Consider the following 17,059-nt stretch of genomic DNA (forward strand, 5'->3'; position numbering starts at 1 on the left):
GAAGACCTTACCTGCGCGGGAACATATAGAGCCATCCCGTCCACGGGCGCAGCCGCGCTGCCAGCAGAGAGATTCCCAAGCCTGCCGCCGTGACCAGCCCGACGTGGGCGAAGGGCTCCAGATCAGAGGCGCTCAGCAGGCGGTGGGTGAGGACCACCGCAGGCATGTGCACCACGTAGATGACGATGGAGTTCCGCCCCGACCACTCCAGCAGCCTCAGCAGCGGCTGGGGGAGGAGGCGATAGCGGTAGAGCCGGGGTGCGGCCCAGAGCAGCACGGCCAGGCCCAGGACGGCCGTGGCGGCCGAGTACAGCGTGCCGAACCTCAGCTGCACCTCGGAGACCCCCAGATGGGAGAGTGCGGCCGCCGGTGCGGCGAGCAGGAGGATCACAGGCCACGGCGCCCGAGCCCATCTGATGACGAGATGAGTCAGGGCCGCGCCCAGGAAGAAGAAGGCTCCGTAGTAGAGGAATCGGTTGATGAGGGTGAGGTCCCAGTCAGTGACGTGACGCAGCGTCAGCATCGTCACCCCCAGCATCGGCGCGCCGATGAGCAGCACGTGAGGGTGGGAGACGCCCCGCTTGAAGAGGAGGCCCACGGCGTAGCACATGGTCAGCACGCCCAAGAACCACAGGTAGCTGCCCCCGGTGAGCCAGTAGTCGGGATTGCCGGGCCCCGCGTGGTGCACCAGGACCCCGTACCCGACCATCCACAGGGCCCAGGGCCACACGACTGCCGCGAGCTTCCCCGTCGCGTAGTGGGAGACGGGCTTGGACAGCGCCCGGGGAAGCAGCATGCCGGAGAGCAGCATCAGCAGCGGCATGCGGAACGGTTCGAAGTACCGGTTGATGTGCGACCATTCCCGGCTCCCGCTGTCGTTGGACATCGGGATGTCTGCGGCGTGCAGGACGACCACCAGAAGGACGGCGAGCCCGCGCAGCATGTCCATCCAGCGCATCCGGGTGTCGGTGCCCCGAGCGGCCTGCGCGTCGGCTGCCGGACGCGTCATCGAGGGGGGAGCGTGGGCGCGGGGGTCTCGGAGGCCCGCGCCGCGGAGCGTGCGGAGAGCCGTGCGCTGACGACCGCGGCGCGGGGGAAGACGTAGAGCCACGGGGTCCACGGCCTGGCGGCGGCGATGAGCAGAGTGATGATGAGTCCGCCGACGGTGCATGCGGTCACGTAGGCCAGAGGGGAGGCGCCCAGCTCGCGCATGAGCCGGTGGATCAGAATGATGACGGGAAAGTGGGCCACGTAGATGACGATCGAATTCCGTCCGCACCACGTGAGGAAGTCAAGGAGCGCGTCGGGCATCATCCGAAGGCGGCAGATGCGCGGGGCGACCCACAGGGCAACGGCGATCCCGGCCAGGGCGGTGGGGGCAGCGTAGAGGGAGCCGAGCCTGAGGGCGCGGTCGTCGACGGCCAGATGCGACATGGTCCCCGCATAGACGGCAAGCACCATCACGACGGCGACCGGGGCCTTCACCCAGCGGTTCACCAGGCGCACTGCCGCTGCGCCGAGGAAGAAGAACGCCCCGTAGTACAGGGTGCGGTTGAGCAGGAGAAGATCGGTCAGCTCAGCATGCCGCACGACGAGCATGAGGCCACCGATGAGCGCTGCGCAGGCGGGCAGCATCCACGCTGCTAAGGCGGTGGTGCCTGGTCTCAGCGCCAGCGCGGCGGCGTAGCAGAGCACCAGGGCCATCAGGAACCAGAGGTAGTCGCCGTTGAGCCAGTAGCTGAGATCACCGGGGCCCCCGTGGTAGATCAGCACGCCGAAGCTGACCAGCCACAGCGCCAGGGGCCACACGATGGCCGCGAATTTGCCCCACAGGTAGTGGGATACGGGTTTCGACAGCGAGCGGGGCAGCAGCATGCCGGAGAGGAACATCAGCAGCGGCATCCGGAAGGGCTCGAGGTACATGTTTAGCTCGGTCCAGGCCTCGATGCCTGCGCCGTTGGCCCGTGGAATCCCCGCGGCATGGAGAACAACGACGAGCAGCACTGCGACGCCGCGCAGCGCATCCATCCAGTCCATCCGGGGGCCGGCCGGCGCGTCCGTGCCCGCGCGCGCCGTCGCGGCGGAAGCTCCCTCTCGCATCAGGCCAAGCTTAGCGCGACCTGGAAGGAGCGCCTCACGGGAACATCGCCCGGACGATCGACCCGGCGGCGTCCCGCGACTGCCCCTCGGCGGGAAAGTGGTGCATCGAAATCATGGGAAACGGGTTCACCTCGAGGATCGCCGGCTCCCCGTCGTCCTCGCCTCGGGGAAGGAGCACGTCGAAGCCGGCCACCCGCAGACCCGGTATGGCTCGTGCTGCTTTCTCGATGAACTCGCGCTCGCCGTCGTGGAGCTCATCGGTGGCGTCGATCGCGTCTCCGCCCGTGTGCAGGTTGCTCGTCCTGCGAAGATGAGCAGTCTGGCCCTCGGAGGGGACTGATGCCGGACTGAGACCATCCTGCTGAAGATTCGCGCGGGCGGAGTCATCCGTCCTGAGGGGCTTGTGGATGAGGCCTCGGCGGCGGTTCTTCGCAGCGATCAGCTCCTCGACGGTGGATGCGCCGTCTCCGACCACGTGGGCGGGCACGCGGCGTGTCACGGCCACCAGCAAATTGTCGACCACCAGGGCGCGATGCTCGGTGCCGGGCAGGAAGTTCTCCACGAGAACCTCGCCGTACTGCTCGCCGACCGAGGTGAACGCCTCGATGAACCTCTCCCGCGTCTCTATCCCTATGTGGACACCGCGTCCCTGGGAGGCGTTGAAGGGCTTGACGACCAAGGGGGAGGCGAAGCGGGCCCACGCCCACGCGCGCTCCGCATCCGAGGGGCTGAACACGGCGTTCTCGCCGGCGCTGACGCCGGATGCGCGCAGAATGCGGCTGACCACCTCCTTCTGCGGAACGATCTGCCGGGCCAGCCGATGGTTGATGTTCGAGACGCCGTTGCGCCAGTGGAATGAGGCGCCCGCACCCTCCGAGATGACAGCTCTGCCCCGTGGTGATCCCGTCACCCTCAGCCCCCTGCTCAGGGCCTCATGGACGATGAGCGCGTTGCCCGTTCCCGGCTTGATCCCTTCTGCGCGCAGAAAGCCTTTGACCTGGTCGAGGTCTTCCTGAGTCTTCAGAGGGGGCACAGGGCTCCAGTCGTACGAGGTGATCGGTGTGGGGCTAGCGGGAGGACCATCACTGGAGACGGTCCATGATGAAAACCCCGCCTGGCTGGGCGCTGGCCGCAGACAGACGGGGTGAAGAGCGGAGGCGGGGGGATTTGAACCCCCGATCCCCGGTTAAGGGGATCCTTCATTAGCAGTGAAGTCCGTTCGGCCGCTCCGGCACGCCTCCTTCGCATCAGGCGCCGGTCTCCCGGCATCCGTGCCTATCCAGGGTAGCGGTCGTGACTCCATGGAGCAAAGCACGCCCCTTCCCCGCACTAAGGTGGTGCCCTGTGACTGAGTACGCGATCGCCGTCGTCGGGGCAGGACCCCGCGGGACCTCCTTCCTGGAGCGCCTCCTCGCCCGCGTCGAGAGCACAGGGCTGCCCGCCCGCGGCCTGCGCGTCGTCGTGGCGGATCCTGCGCCCCACGGGGCAGGCAGAGTGTGGGATCCCGCTCAGTCCCCCCTCTACCTCATGAACACCCCGGCAGCCTTTCCCACCGCGGCGCCCGTCGCAGGAACCCAGGAGAGGCTGGCCGCCTCCTCATGCTCGGCCAGCTTTCTGCAGTGGTGGACCCAGCACGGGGCAGACCGCGACGTCAGAGACGCAGCCGGCACATGGTTTCCCTCCCGCAGCGAATACGGGCAGTACCTGACGTGGCTGCACCACCGCGTCGTCGAAGCTCTCGAAGGAGCCGGCGTCACCGTCGACCGCGTGCACCAGCGCATCCTCAGCCTCGCCTGCGAAGCCCCAGCACGCGCCGTCACCCTCCAGCTGCAGGACCGCCTCGACACGGTGGACGCAGCCGTTCTCAGCCTCGGCCACGTGCCCGCCGACCTCAGCGCAGACCCGATGCGGGCCGCGCTCGCCGATTCCGCGTCCGGCCATGGGCTCCACTATCAGCCGCCGGCGATCCCCACCGACGTGGATCTGGACGCGCTCCCAGCCGCCGCCCCCATTCTGGTGCGAGGCATGGGGCTGAACTTCTTCGACCTCATGATCGCCGTCACCGTCGGGCGGGGAGGCCGGTTCCGCACCCGCCCGGGCGCCGCTCCGGGCCAGCAGCTGGAGTACATCGCCTCCGGGGAGGAGCCGCGCCTCATCGCCGGTGCGCGGCGAGGAACCCCATACCGGTCCAAGACCACGGCCCCGGGATTTCTGCCTGAGGGCACGGCGCTGACCCATTTCAGCCCAGAGGCCGTGCGCGGACTGGCCCAGCAGCACGGACCACTCGACTTCGAAGAGCACCTGCTTCCGCTGATCATGGCCGACGTCCAGGCCACCTACAGCTCCTTCGGCGGGGCGGGCACCTTCGACCCCAGGGCCTACGCAGCCCCCTTCCACGGTCGTCGATTCTCCGACCGGGACGAGCACCGCGCCGCCGTGCTCGACTGGCTGGAGCAGGACGCCGCCTCCTCGGCGGCCGCCGAGGGATCCCCCGAGAAGCTTGCTGTGAAGACGCTCCACGCTGCGCGGTTCGCGCTCAAGGCGGTGCTCACGGAGGGCCTCGTCGACGAAGCCAGCCGGACCGCGCAGATCGAGCCGTGGTTCGAGCCCCTCTCCGAAGGCCTCGCGTCCGGCGCCCCCGTCCAGCGGACCGAGGAGATGGCGGCCCTGGTACGGGCAGGCCTCATCGAGGTGCTCGGTCCCAGCCCGATCTTCGCCGTGGACTCCTCCGCCGGGCTGTTCGCAGCCCGATCCCCGCAGGTGCCCGACGTGCAGCACACCGCCTCGCACCTGATCGAAGCGATGATGCCGCCCAACCGTGTGGGACAGGCGGATGAGCCCCTGATCCGGACGCTGCTGCGCAGCGGAGAAGCGCGGCCCGCCGTGCTGGCAGGTGCCGAGCACAAGGGCTTCGACGTCAGCCCCAGCCCCCATCGCCTTCTGAGCACCGCCGGCGAGGTCCAGCCGATCCACGTCCTCGGCCTGCAGCTGTCCTCCGCCCAGTGGGGCACGGCCATCGCTGCCGAGACCGGAGGCGACCCGCGCACCACGGCGAGCACTCTGGCCGACGCAGAGGCTGCGGCTGCTCACGTGATGGACCTCGCGCACCGCACTTGAATGTCGCCGCCTGGTTCCGGCACACTTGGGACAAGGTCAAGAGTGCCAGCGTCAAACCCCGGTTTGCTGGCCGGCAACCCTCCAGTTCGCGGTGGGGTGCCCCGGGTGATGACCTGGCCGACCCCTAGGCCGGGGCCGGCAAGCGCGGACCTTTCCAGCGCGCTCTGCCTCGATCGGCAGACTGCGCAGGAGCAGGTCTAAAGGACACACGAGGAACCTTCATGACCGAATTCGAAACACGGCTGCTGCAGGCTGCCGCTGACACCGACGCCCCCACTCCCGCACTCGAGCAGACGCTCGCCTCGCTGGAATCCGGCCACCAGGCGCGCGCCGTCGCGCACGGGCCCGACGCCCTGGCACTTGCCGTGCTGCACGTCGCCGAGCCCGGCACCAGCGTCCTGGTGACCCCATCGATGTTCGCCGGGAACCGGGAGACCTTCGTCGCGCTCCTGCCCCGCTACGGCGTCGACGCCGAGGTGGTCGAAGATCCCGACGACGCCGCCTCCTGGGCCGCCCACCTGAGTCCCAGCACAGCTGCGCTGCTCGGAGAGACCATCGCCGACCCGCGGGGCGACGTCTTCGCCTTCGCCGAGATCTCGGAGCTCGCCCGTCAGGCCGACGCGGCACTGATCATCGACAACACCCTCGCCACCCCCTTCCTGGCCAGACCGGTGGAGCAGGGCGCGGATCTTGTGGTGCACACCAGCCTCGATCTGCTCGCCGGACGCGGCGGTCAGGCCGGAGGCGTGATCGTCGACGCCGGCACAGTGGAGCCCGCTGCGCGGGAGCAGCTCACACGCGCACCGGCCGGCTACCCGCAGCAGGTGCGGCTGCCCGACGTGGTCGCCGAGCAGGTGATCCGAGGGCTCGAGTCCCTGGCAGCGCGAGTCCGCCAGCAGAACGAGACCGCCCAGCGGATCGCCGAGCACCTTCAGGGCCGCCCCGGGGTGCACCGTGCCTACTACGCCGGACTGGAGACCAGCCCATGCGCGGAGCGCGCCCGGGACTACCTGCCTGCCGGCGTCGGCGCGGCGCTGGCCTTCGAGGTCAGGGCAGGCCGAAGCGCGCAGGCGCAGCACGAGGCCGCTCAAGAGCTTGTGCGAGCGCTGCGGGTGTTTTCCCGGCGCGGGAGCACCGGCGGCATCCGTGCCCTGGCCGACCACCCCGCAGGGTCCACCCATGCCCGCCTCGCCGACCATGAGCGGGATGCTGCCGGCATTCGGCCGGGCATGGTGCGGCTGTTCGTGGGCCTGGAGCATGCTGATGACCTGATCGCGGACCTCGACGCATCGCTGGAAGCGTGTGCAGTCGCCGATGACGCGTACGCCGCGTCGGGAGCCCTGGCCTAAGGTGTTGATGTGCTGACCCAGAACTCTGCCGGCGGTGCGCCCGGCCGCGGCGCGGGATCGCCGGCTGCCCCTCTGGCCAACGACTACGGCCACCACCGGCCCGGCGCGCTGAGCGCCGCCGAGGTCGGCGCCTACGACTTCGAGACCGGCGGGCACCTGCCCGAGGTGACCCTGGCCTACGAGACCTGGGGCACCCTCAACGCGGCAGGCGACAATGCTGTGCTCGTCGCTCACGCCCTCACGGGGGACTCCCATGTGGCGTCGACGCGCCAGGACCCGGAAGCAGGCTGGTGGCAGTCGCTCGTGGGACCCGGTCGGCCGATCGATACGCGCACATGGTTCGTGGTCGCCCCGGCGATGGTCGGCGGGTGCTACGGCTCGACCGGCCCCGGCTCACCGGACAGCACCGGGGTGCCGTGGGGCTCCAGATTTCCCTTTGTGACGATCCGCGACTCTGTGCATCTCGAGCGCCGCCTGCTGGAGCAGCTCGGAGTGTCGCGGCTGCATGCGGTCATCGGGGGGTCAATGGGAGGCGCCCGGGCGCTCGAATGGGCTGCGACCTGCCCCGACCTGGTCGACGGGGTGGGGGTCTTCGCGTGCGGCGCAGCCTCGACGGCGGAGCAGATCGCCTTCGGGCAGACGCAGGTCCTTGCCATCCGCAACGACCGGCACTTCCACGGAGGCGACTACTACGCCGGGCCCCGTCCGGAGGCAGGGCTGCAGCTGGCACGCCGCATCGCGCACATCACCTACCGCACCGGCGCTGACCTGCATGAACGCTTCGGGCGCACCCGCCAGGGCGCGGAGGACCCGTTCGGCTCCCCTCGGAGCCTCTCGCGGGCGGGCCGCTACCAGGTGGAGTCCTATATGGACTATCACGGTCGGAAGCTCTCCGACCGCTTCGACCCCAACGCCTACCTGACGCTGGCCGAGGCGCTCATCAGCCACGACGTGGGCCGAGGCCGGGGAGGCGCACGCGCCGCACTGGCGGGAGTCCGGGCCCGCGCCTTCGTCGTCGCCGTCGACTCTGACCGGCTCTACTACCCCAGCGAGTCCCACGAGCTGGCCGATATGCTGCCCGGCGCAGACGGGGCCCACGTCATCTCATCGCCCATCGGCCACGACGGCTTCCTCACCAGCCCCGAGCAGCTGGGCGCAGAGCTGCGTGAGGCTCTCGCCCTCTGACCCGGAGACCATCCGGAGCGCGGTCTGAGACCCTCGTCCCTGTGAAGTAAGGTGGCCCACATGACTGACAAGAGCTCGAAGCCCGAGCGCGGCAAGGCATCAGCCCCCGTCGCGATGGGCGGCATGGCAACCGGCGCGATTCCGGTGGTGCCCCGAAAGAAGAGCAGCGCCGGCACACCCGATTCCGCTGACGACAAGCAGGACTGAACCGGCCTTGCGGCCGCAGGAGGTGGCGTGAGGCTCAGCGAATTCAACGACGCGTCGGCCGATCAGGCCGGTGAGGTGCTGAGCACGTGCGCGCCTGTCGCATCGTGGAGAGCGGGCCTGCTGGCCCGCCGGCCCTACGCATCGTTCGACGAGCTCAGCCGTACCGCCGCCGACCTTGCAGAGGGTTGGACGGACCAGGAGGTGGACGCCGCCCTGGCGCATCACCCCCGCATCGGTGAGAAGGTCTCAGGAGATGACGCCGAGGCTGCCGCCTCACGGCGGGAGCAGGGCGAGCTCACTGCGGATGAGCAGGCCCGCATCGACTGGATCGAAGCCAACCGGCAGTACGAAGCACGGTTCGACCGCATCTTCCTGATCCGCGCCAAGGGCCGCAGCTCAGAGGAGATGCTCGAACATCTGCAGCGTCGGCTCTCGCACGACGCCGAGACGGAGAACGAGGTCAGGCGTCAGCAGCTCGCTGAGATCGCGCTGCTGCGGCTCGAAGAGTCGCTCCGCAGCTAGAGAGCCCACCCCGGCAGAGCACGTGCCGCCCAGCGGCACGCTGAGCGCCTGCGTTGCATAGCTGAAACACACGTTTCATAGAGTGAGCCCATGAGCCTCATCACGACTCACGTATTGGACAGCTCCACCGGATCCCCGGCCCGCGGAATCGCCGTGTCCCTGACGGATGCGGCAGGCGAACAGCTCGGCGCGGGCGTCACCGACGCCGACGGACGCGTCAGCCAGCTGGGGCCAGAGGCACTGGATCCCGGCACGTACCGGCTGCGCTTCATCACAGGGGAGTACTTCGCGTCCCGGAATCAGGAGACCTTCTTTCCCGAAGTTCTCCTCGCCTTCCAGGTCAGCGATGCCGCGCACTATCACGTGCCCCTGCTGCTGAGCCCCTTCGCCTATTCGACGTATCGCGGCAGCTGACCCCGCCCGTCCACCTCCCTCCCAGCCACCAGGAGCCTCGATGTCAGATTTCGTCAGCCGCAGCGACATAGTGCTGGGCCCCAACCAGTACGGCAAAGCCGAGGTGCGGGTGGTCCGGGTCAGCCGAGAGGCCGACACCCACACCCTCCAGGACCTCAACGTCACCAGCTTCCTCCGCGGCGACTACCAGCGCTGCTACACCGAGGGCGACAACACCAGCGTCATCGCCACCGATACGCAGAAGAACACGGTGTACGCCTTCGCGAAGAAGCACGGCATCACGACGCCGGAGCAGTTCCTCCACACTCTGGGCGAGCACTTCTTGGACGCGCCCCAGGTCGAAGGGGGCCGCTGGACGGCGGACTCCTACCCGTGGGAGCGGATCAGCGTTCGGGGCGAGCCCCATCCGCACAGCTTCGTACGCTCCAAGCAGGAGGTGCGCACCGCGGCCGTCACCATCCAGGACGGCGACGCCCACATTCTGGCCGGGTTCAAGGACCTCACCGTGCTGAAGTCCACAGGCAGTGAGTTCCACGGGTTCCCCCGCGACGAGTACACCACTCTGCCGGAGGTCACCGATCGGATCATGGCCACCGACATCACCGCCCGGTGGCTCTACGCATCCGACATCAGCCTCAGCAGCTTCGACTTCGACGACGCATATGAGAGGGCCAAGCAGCAGGTGCTCGAGCAGTTCGCCCTGGTTCACTCCCTGTCTCTTCAGCAGACGCTCTACGCGGCGGGGAAGGCGGTGCTCGAGGCAGTTCCGGAGATCGAGGACATTCGGTTCGAGATGCCCAACAACCACCACTACGCCGTGAACCTCGAACCTTTCGGCCTCGAGAATCCCAATGAGGTGTTCGAGGCCGGTGTTCTCCCCTACGGGCTGATGAACGCCTCGGTGACGCGGGCCTCAGCGCCTCACCGGCCCGCGGCCTGGGAGTGGATCGGCGGGTTCTGCTGACATGGGACGTGAACACGCCGTCAACATGTCCGAAACCTATTCTCATTAGGCTCCGCTCATGACTGTCCGCCACCTGGTCGCCGAACAGGTCCTCCTCGACGGAGAGCTGGTCCCGGCCCACATTGAGATCGCACCCGACGGCACCGCTGCCCGGATCACCCGTCTGCAGCCCGGCGACGCCGCCTCACGCGCGGCGCGCGTTCGCGAAGGCGGCCCTGAGGCTGCCGAGGGGCTGATCAGCCTCAGGGAGCGGGTGCAGGTGCTCCCCGGCAACGTGGACACCCACGTCCACATCAACGAGCCCGGACGCACCCACTGGGAAGGCTTCGCCACAGGAACCATGGCAGCCGCTCTGGGCGGAGTCACAGCGCTGGTGGACATGCCGCTCAACGCGATCCCGCCCACGGTCGACGTCGAATCCCTGAGGATCAAGCAGGAGGCGGCGGCCTCGCAGATCTACGTGGACACCGGGTTCTGGGGCGGCATCGTCCCCGGAAACACTGCCGAGCTGAAGCCGCTGCACGAGGCGGGGGCCTTCGGGTTCAAGTGCTTCCTGCTGGATTCCGGCGTCGAAGAGTTCCCTCCTGTATCTCCGGGGCAGCTGCGCGAGGCGATGACGGAGGTCCGCTCGTTCGGCGGGCTGGTGATCGTCCACGCGGAGGATGCCAAGACGATCAAGACCGCGACCGAAGCCGTCATGAGCCGGCGTCCTTCGCCGGTCCGCAGGATGACCGGGTACGCCGACTGGGCCAGCACCCGCCCCCACGAGGCAGAGACCACCGCCGTCGAGGGGCTGATCGATGCGGTCCGCGAGACCGGCTGCCGCACGCACATCCTCCACCTGGCCTCGGCAGCGGCTCTCGATGTGATCAAGGCCGCCCGGGACGAAGGTCTGCCCCTGACGGTGGAGACGTGCCCCCACTACCTCTGCTTCGAGGCCGAGGCGATTCCTGACGGTGCTGCTGAATTCAAGTGCTGCCCGCCGATCCGCGATGCCGGCAACCGGGACGCCCTGTGGCAGGGGCTGCAGGAGGGCCTGATCGACATGGTCGTCTCCGACCACTCGCCCGCCACCCGTGAGGAGAAGTATCGCGGAGCCCCTGACCTCACACAGGCCTGGGGAGGGATCTCGGGCCTGCAGGTCGGCTTCGCGGCGGTGGCCGATGAGGCGCGTCGTCGCGGCATCGGGATCGAGCAGGTCAGCCGGTGGATGTCCTCCAGCACCGCAGAGCTGGTGGGTCTGGACCGCAAGGGCAGCATCGCGGTGGGCAAGGATGCTGACTTCCTGATCTATGACCCCGAGCAGACCCACGTGGTCGCAGCGTCCGAGCTGGCGCACAAGAACCCGATCACCGCGTACGCCGGCCGAGAGATCCGAGGAGCCGTGGTGGGCACCATCCTCCGCGGTCGGGAGGTCCTCAGCCCCCAGAACACCTCCACGGCCCTGGCTCGTGCGGGCCAGTTCCTCCTCAGCGCAGGGGCAGCCGGTGGGACCGGCGCCGCGGACGCGGACACGCCCAGCGTGAGAACGGCGGAGGTCTCGTGAGCGTGGAGCCCGTGCCGCGCCGGTCCTCGGTGCAGTCAGTTGACAGAGCGCTTCAGATCCTGGAGGTCATCGCGTCTCAGGGCGGCTCAGCGACGCTGTCGGAGCTGGCGACCAGAACTTCTCTGCCGGCCGCCACGACGCATCGGCTGCTGAAGACGATGACGGCGAAGGGCTATGCGGTCCAGCTGCGCAATCGAAGCTACGGCCTGGGTGAGAAGCTGGTGCCGCTCGGAGAGGCGGCGGCCCGGCGCAGGGGCCGCTAGGCCTTTTCGCTCAAGGCCAGGGCGATCCGGTCCTTCGAGAAAGGCGTCTCGGTCAGCCGGATGCCGACCGCGTCGCGGATCGCGTTGCCCAGCGCCGGGGCCACGGGGTTGAAGGGAGACTCCGACATGGACTTCGCGCCCAGGGGCCCCACCGCATCCTCGGAGACGGCGAAGTGCACCTCGGTGGCCGGCAGGTCAGCCATCTGGGGCACGTGGTAGCTGCGCAGGATGTCGGTCTCGATGCGGCCGGCGCTGTCCACACGGACCTCCTCGAAGAGGGCTGCCCCGATGGCCTGCGCCGCGCCTCCTTCGACCTGGCCGCGCGCCTGAGCTTCGTTGAGGACCACGCCGGCGTCAGCGGCCTGCACCGACTGAAGGATGACCAAAGTTCCGGAGCGCCGGTCGACGGCCACGCGGAAGCCGTGCACATTGAACGCTGCGGTGCGGGGCGTCCCGTCCCATGACCCCGTTCCGACGGCTGTGGACGGGTCCTCGCCGGAGTCGAGCTTCGCACGCAGATCCAGGGCCGCGGCGTGGGCCGCTTTGACCCCGACGGTGATGCCCGTCGAGGCGAAGGCGCCGGTGTCATGGCCGAGCAGGTCAGTGTCCGACTGTCGCAGCCGCACACGATCAGCCGAGGTGCCCAGGGCCTGGGCCACCACCTGCCGGTGCACCGTCGAGGTGCCGTTGCCGAACTCCGCGGTCCCGACGTGCAGCTCGTAGGCGTCCGGGCCGGTCGCGCGCACCTGGGCGGAGGAGTGGTGCCCGTTGGGGGGCGCGGTGTCGATCATCGACACCGCAGTGCCGGTTCCCAGAGCCCAGTCGCCCCACGCTTCGCCGGCGGTCAAGGCCTGCCTCTCCTCGGTGAGGCGCTGTTCGCACTGTGCGATCTCCGCCTCGGTCAGCGTCCCTGTGCGCAGGCGGGCGCAGAGGATCTCCACGCACTGGTGCAGACCGCGGGCGTCGACCTCCACGTCGTCCTCGAGCTCTCCCTCTCCCTCTCCCGAGCCGAAGAGCTTCTCCCCGTGCTGAATGATGTTGGCGGCCTTGAAGCTCAGCGGGTCGATCCCGGCCCGGCGGGCCAGCTCATCCATGGTGCAGTCCACCGCGAACAGCGTCTGGCTCAGCCCGTACCCGCGGAATGCGCCGGAGGGCGGGTTGTTGGTGTAGACGACCTGCGCGCTGACGTGCTTGTTCGCCGTCGAGTAGATCTGCATCGACTCGTGCACGGAGTGGAACATGACTCCCGGCCCGTGGTTGCCGTATGCGCCGGTGTCGGAGAGCACCTGCAGCGTCTGGGCGGTCAGCCGGCCTGAGGAGTCTGCGGCTGCGGCTGAGGTCATCCGGTAGGGGTGGCGGGTGGTGGTGGCCGTCAGCGCCTCCGTGCGAGTGAGCTCGAGCGACACCGGCCTGCGGATGCCTCGCGCGGCCAGCCGCTGGAGGATGAGCACGACGATGTCTTCGGTGAGCACCTCCTGCTTGGAGCCGAACCCGCCTCCCACCCGCGGCGCGAAGACTCTCAGCTGGTCCGGCTGCAGCCCGAAGATCCGGCAGAGGGAACGACGTGCCAGGAAGGGCACCTGCGTCGATGAGCGAAGCAGGAGTCGGCCGTCCTCGTCGATCCACCCCAGGGTTCCGTGCGTCTCGAGGGCCACGTGGCTGGTGCGGTGGGTGCGAAAGTCCAAGCTGACCGCATGCGCCGCGGATGCCAGCGCACCCTCGGCGTTGCCCTCGGCAGCCTCCATCTCGGCGATGAGATTGCGATCAGGGTCAGTGATGGGGAAATAGCCGCTGCCGACGGCATCGGTGCGCTCCGAGCCCGGATCAGGATGAAGCGTCGGCGCTTCCGGCGTGAGCGCGTCGGCCGGGTCGAACACTGCTGGAAGCGGCTCATAGTCCACGTCGATCAGCCGTGCGGCTCGCTCCGCCTCGGCGCGCGATTCCGCCACCACGGCGGCCACTCGCTGGCCGATATGACGAACCGTCCGATCCAGCACTCGTGTGTCGGCCGGGTCGTCCGAGACCAGCTCGTGCTGCGCGGATGAGTAGAAGGAGTCCGGGGCGTCCTCATGGGTCAGCACAGCGACGACCCCGGGCTGGGCGAGCGCCTGCTCAGCGTCGATCCCGCGGATTCGAGCATGGGCGTGGGGCGACCGGACCAGAACCGCGTGGAGCGGCGCCTCCGTGGGGAAGTCTTCGGCGCCGTCATCCGACGCTGGTGCGTCCATCGAATAGTCCTGTGTCCCTGTCACCACCCGAGGCCCGGCTGGGGGGACTGGGCTCTGCCCGGGGCTCTGGTCCTCGGTGGCGCGAGGCCTGCCCGCGAGGGCGTCCTTGATGGAGCAGTATCCGGTGCACCGGCACAGGTTGCCTTTGAACCTGCGGTCCTGCTGCTCCTGGCTGTCATCTCCGTAGGGGGAGTCCTCGGCCGCGGCGGTCATCACGAACCCTGCTGTGCAGTAGCCGCACTGAAAGCCGTGCGATTCCAGAAAGTCGCGCTGGGTGGGGTGCAGCTTCTCGCGCAGCGCCGCGAACTCCGCTGTTCCGTGGTGAGCGGCGGCATGATGGGAGGCCTCGGGCGCGAGGCCGCGCAGGGTGGTCACGGTGCGGCCGGCTGCGCGCTGGGCCGGCGTGATGCAGGAGTGAACCGCCCTGCCGTCCAGGTGCACGGTGCATGCTCCGCAGTCGCCGGCGTCGCAGCCGCGCTTGACCGCGTGAGCGCCGACATCGCGCAGCCAGGTGCGCAGGCACTGGCCGGCGGAGGGGTCGAAGCTGTGCTCATGCCCATCCACGGTGATGCTGGCGGGGGGTGCTGCGGCAGCGGCCGCACCCGACGGGGCGGGCAGCGCTCCCGGGTGCGGCTCGTCAGCGGGCTCGCGCCTGGCGAGCGCATCCGCGACGAGGTCCTCTGCCAGCCGGTGGGTGGCCTGGCGCCGCCACTGAGGAGCTCCGTGCACGTCGTCGAGCCACATATGGTCTGGGACGGCGGCCTCGATCGCGCCGGAGACGCTCGCCGGATCGGAGAGCGTCAGAGTCACCGGGCGGAGTGTGGACGCGGTGATCGTCAGCCGCACGCCCTGCGCGGTCCGGGAGGCGATCAGCAGAGCCGCGGAGCGTCCGTAGCGGGTCAGGGACTCCCGGGCCATCGCACTGGGCCGGACGAGTGCATGCTCGTGGATGAAGAACGCCCGGATCAGGTCGGCGTCGGCAAGATCCGTTCGGCCGTCCCCGGTGACGAGATCCGCGACCTTCACGGTCCGCTGTGCGCCCCCGGGGGAGAGGATCAGCGCGTCGGCATCCATACCGGCCAACCAGGAGGTCATGGGTCCTGCGGGCAGGGCGGAGGCGACGTTGCCGCCGACAGTCGAGAGCGTCCACACCTTCCAGGAGGCCACGAAGGCCTCCGCTGCGGGACGCATGAGGTCCAGACCGGGCAGAGAATCGACGTGCGCCCCCTGACGGGCCGCCGCGTCGCGGCCGGAGAAGAACTCGGCGACAGTGCAGGTCGCCCCGATCTCGAGGCCGCGGAATGCGTGCTCGTCGTCTCCGGCATGCCACCGCAGCGCGTCCCACCCGCACCCGTGCAGATCCAGAAGGCGCTGGGGGCCGTGGGCGTAGTGGGGGCCGGTCCTCCCGTCGTATCCGTACGAGTAGAGGTTCGTGCCGCCGGCCAGCCATGCGTCTCCGGGGGCGAAGAGGTCCGGCTCTGAGGTGCGCAGCAGCTCTCTCACACTGGTCATATCCACAGCGGCGGCCTCCTCAGGACGGGGGAGCAGGGGCGAATGAAACGTTCGTATCGTTGCGCATTCAGCATAGGGGCCTGCCGTTACGGCGCGGTTACACGCGCCGGCTGCGGCGGGGGCGGAATCTCAGGCTTAACGCGGATGTAACAGCGAGGAGAGTGTTCTGAAACAAGCGTTTCATAGCGTGGCCGTCATGTTCGCCGTTGAAACACTGATCACCAACGCCTACCTGGTGCTTGAAGCATCGAGCGAGGTGCCCCCAGACGCAGGCCCCGAGATGACGCAGGTCCAGGCTGCCCACGATGCTGGCCGTGAGATCGACGGCGGGTGGATCGCGCTCGACCAGGGACGCGTGCACAGCGTCGGTGCCGCTGCGGACCCGCAGCCGCAGGCGCAGCGCACAGTCGATGCGCAGGGCAGGCTGATCACTCCAGGCCTGATCAACACCCATCACCACATGTACCAGAACCTCACCCGGGCCTATGCGCCTGCGGTCAACGGCAGCCTCTTCCAGTGGCTCACCACGCTGTACCCCAAATGGGCTGCTCTGGACCAGGAATCGGTGTACCTCTCCACCTACATCGCTGCCGCTGAGCTGATCCGGGGCGGATGCACCACCAGCTCCGACCACATGTATGTGCACCCGCAGCCGCGGCTCATCGACGCGCAGATCAGGGCCGTCGAAGAGATCGGATTCCGGTTCATGGCCAACCGGGGCTCCATGACCCGCTCCGTGGAGGACGGCGGCCTGCCCCCGGCCTCTGTGGTCCAGGACGAGGAGACCATCCTCGAGGACTCGGAGCGGCTGATTGCGGCGTGGCACGACCCCTCCCCGGGAGCGATGACGCGGGTGGCGCTGGCGCCCTGCTCGATGTTCTCCGTGACAGAGGACATCATGCGCGAGACCGCCCTGCTGGCCGAGAAGCACGACGTGAGGCTGCACACCCACCTGGCCGAGGACCGGGATGAGGACACCTACGCTCTCGAGGTCTACGGCCGCCGCCCCGTGGAGTACCTGGAGGACGTCGGATGGGCCACCGACCGCACCTGGGTGGCCCACTACGTGTACGGCTCCCAGGAGGAGTCGCGCCGTCTGGCTGCCGCAGGCGTGAGCGCGACCCAGTGCCCCAGCTCGAACATGATCCTGTGCGGCGACGCCGCGGATGCCAAGACGCTGCGCAGCATGGGCATGAGCATCGGCATCGGCTGCGACGGGTCCGCCTCGGCCGACTCCGCAGACCTGTGGCAGGAGACCCGCGGCGCGATGCTGCTGGGCCGGCTCAAGCACGGCCCGGCGCTCTTCTCAGCACGGGATGCGCTGAACATGGCGACCCGCGGCAGCGCTGCCAACCTCGGCTGGGACGACGAGCTGGGCCGGCTGCGGCCCGGCGACTGCGCCGACCTGGTCGTGTGGGAGTCCGCGCCGCTCACACAGCTGGGCTCCTTCACCGACCCGGTCGAAGGCTGGCTGCGCTCAGGCCCCGCCAGAGCCTGGCACACGTTCATCGGCGGACGGCACGTCCTCGACTCCGGAGAGCTGCAGCTGGCAGCGCTGGAGGAGAACATCGTCGGCCACAGCCGCGCAGCGCGAGCCATGCAGGGCCTCTCCTGAGACCGTCACCCCACCCCATTCACCCGCATTGAAGGAG

14 protein-coding genes, 1 tRNA gene and 1 riboswitch are annotated in these 17,059 nt (G+C 69.0%); of the genes, 10 read left to right on the forward strand and 5 right to left on the reverse strand.

Translation table 11 applies throughout. The features are described 5' to 3' along the window. Positions 1-7 precede the first annotated feature (7 nt). The 4 genes from FS388_RS08625 to FS388_RS08640 all read right to left on the reverse strand — a co-directional run bounded on the left by FS388_RS08625 (position 8) and on the right by FS388_RS08640 (position 3,341). On the reverse strand, positions 8-1,009 hold the full coding sequence (locus tag FS388_RS08625) for an acyltransferase family protein (protein ID WP_168198662.1): 1,002 nt from the start codon (positions 1,007-1,009) through the stop codon (positions 8-10). Further along, on the reverse strand, positions 1,006-2,100 hold the full coding sequence (locus FS388_RS08630; RefSeq protein ID WP_146341053.1) for an acyltransferase: 1,095 nt from the start codon (positions 2,098-2,100) through the stop codon (positions 1,006-1,008). Before FS388_RS08630 ends, FS388_RS08625 begins: the two co-directional genes overlap by 4 nt. A gap of 34 nt (positions 2,101-2,134) precedes the next feature. Then, positions 2,135-3,133: a hypothetical protein gene (locus FS388_RS08635; protein ID WP_146341054.1), complete on the reverse strand. Its 999-nt coding sequence runs from the start codon at positions 3,131-3,133 to the stop codon at positions 2,135-2,137. Between the two features lie 119 nt (positions 3,134-3,252). Next, positions 3,253-3,341: transfer RNA gene (locus tag FS388_RS08640), tRNA-Ser, on the reverse strand. Positions 3,342-3,444: 103 nt separating this feature from the next. On the opposite strand from FS388_RS08640, the gene FS388_RS08645 reads away from it, so the two are divergent. The 9 genes from FS388_RS08645 (at position 3,445) to FS388_RS08680 (ending at position 11,667) form a co-directional block, all read left to right on the forward strand. Continuing rightward, complete coding sequence (locus tag FS388_RS08645) at positions 3,445-5,217, forward strand: FAD/NAD(P)-binding domain-containing protein (protein WP_168198663.1); 1,773 nt, start codon at positions 3,445-3,447, stop codon at positions 5,215-5,217. A gap of 34 nt (positions 5,218-5,251) precedes the next feature. Continuing rightward, positions 5,252-5,368: riboswitch (SAM riboswitch) on the forward strand. A gap of 70 nt (positions 5,369-5,438) precedes the next feature. Beyond that, positions 5,439-6,566: a PLP-dependent transferase gene (locus tag FS388_RS08650; protein WP_146341056.1), complete on the forward strand. Its 1,128-nt coding sequence runs from the start codon at positions 5,439-5,441 to the stop codon at positions 6,564-6,566. Positions 6,567-6,638: 72 nt separating this feature from the next. After that, positions 6,639-7,751, forward strand: coding sequence for a homoserine O-acetyltransferase (locus FS388_RS08655; RefSeq protein WP_146341943.1), 1,113 nt, complete (start codon positions 6,639-6,641; stop codon positions 7,749-7,751). A gap of 60 nt (positions 7,752-7,811) precedes the next feature. Then, positions 7,812-7,958 (forward strand): hypothetical protein, encoded by a 147-nt coding sequence (locus FS388_RS13070; protein ID WP_168198664.1) that lies wholly within the window; start codon positions 7,812-7,814, stop codon positions 7,956-7,958. Positions 7,959-7,985: 27 nt separating this feature from the next. Continuing rightward, a complete protein-coding gene (uraD, locus tag FS388_RS08660) occupies positions 7,986-8,480 on the forward strand; it encodes a 2-oxo-4-hydroxy-4-carboxy-5-ureidoimidazoline decarboxylase (protein WP_146341057.1) in 495 nt (164 codons plus the stop codon). A 90-nt stretch (positions 8,481-8,570) separates the two neighbouring features. Beyond that, positions 8,571-8,894: a hydroxyisourate hydrolase gene (gene uraH, locus FS388_RS08665; protein ID WP_146341058.1), complete on the forward strand. Its 324-nt coding sequence runs from the start codon at positions 8,571-8,573 to the stop codon at positions 8,892-8,894. Between the two features lie 40 nt (positions 8,895-8,934). Further along, on the forward strand, positions 8,935-9,858 hold the full coding sequence (pucL, locus tag FS388_RS08670) for a factor-independent urate hydroxylase (RefSeq protein WP_146341059.1): 924 nt from the start codon (positions 8,935-8,937) through the stop codon (positions 9,856-9,858). Between the two features lie 58 nt (positions 9,859-9,916). Further along, entirely contained in the window at positions 9,917-11,404 is a 1,488-nt protein-coding gene (allB, locus tag FS388_RS08675; protein ID WP_146341060.1) for an allantoinase AllB, read from the forward strand. Next, positions 11,401-11,667, forward strand: a complete 267-nt coding sequence (locus tag FS388_RS08680) for a helix-turn-helix domain-containing protein (RefSeq protein WP_146341061.1) — start codon at positions 11,401-11,403, stop codon at positions 11,665-11,667. The genes allB and FS388_RS08680 overlap by 4 nt, the downstream gene beginning before the upstream one ends. Here FS388_RS08680 and FS388_RS08685 read toward each other — a convergent pair. Then, a complete protein-coding gene (locus FS388_RS08685) occupies positions 11,664-15,407 on the reverse strand; it encodes a molybdopterin cofactor-binding domain-containing protein (protein ID WP_371708775.1) in 3,744 nt (1,247 codons plus the stop codon). The genes FS388_RS08680 and FS388_RS08685 overlap by 4 nt on opposite strands. A gap of 196 nt (positions 15,408-15,603) precedes the next feature. Between FS388_RS08685 and FS388_RS08690 the strand changes: the two genes are divergently transcribed. Continuing rightward, the gene (locus FS388_RS08690) at positions 15,604-17,022 is read left to right on the forward strand and encodes an amidohydrolase family protein (RefSeq protein ID WP_146341063.1); all 1,419 of its coding nucleotides are present in this window, start codon (positions 15,604-15,606) and stop codon (positions 17,020-17,022) included. Positions 17,023-17,059: the final 37 nt, after the last annotated feature.

Source organism: Nesterenkonia sp. NBAIMH1, from assembly GCF_007922635.1.
GTDB lineage: Bacteria > Actinomycetota > Actinomycetes > Actinomycetales > Micrococcaceae > Nesterenkonia > Nesterenkonia pannonica.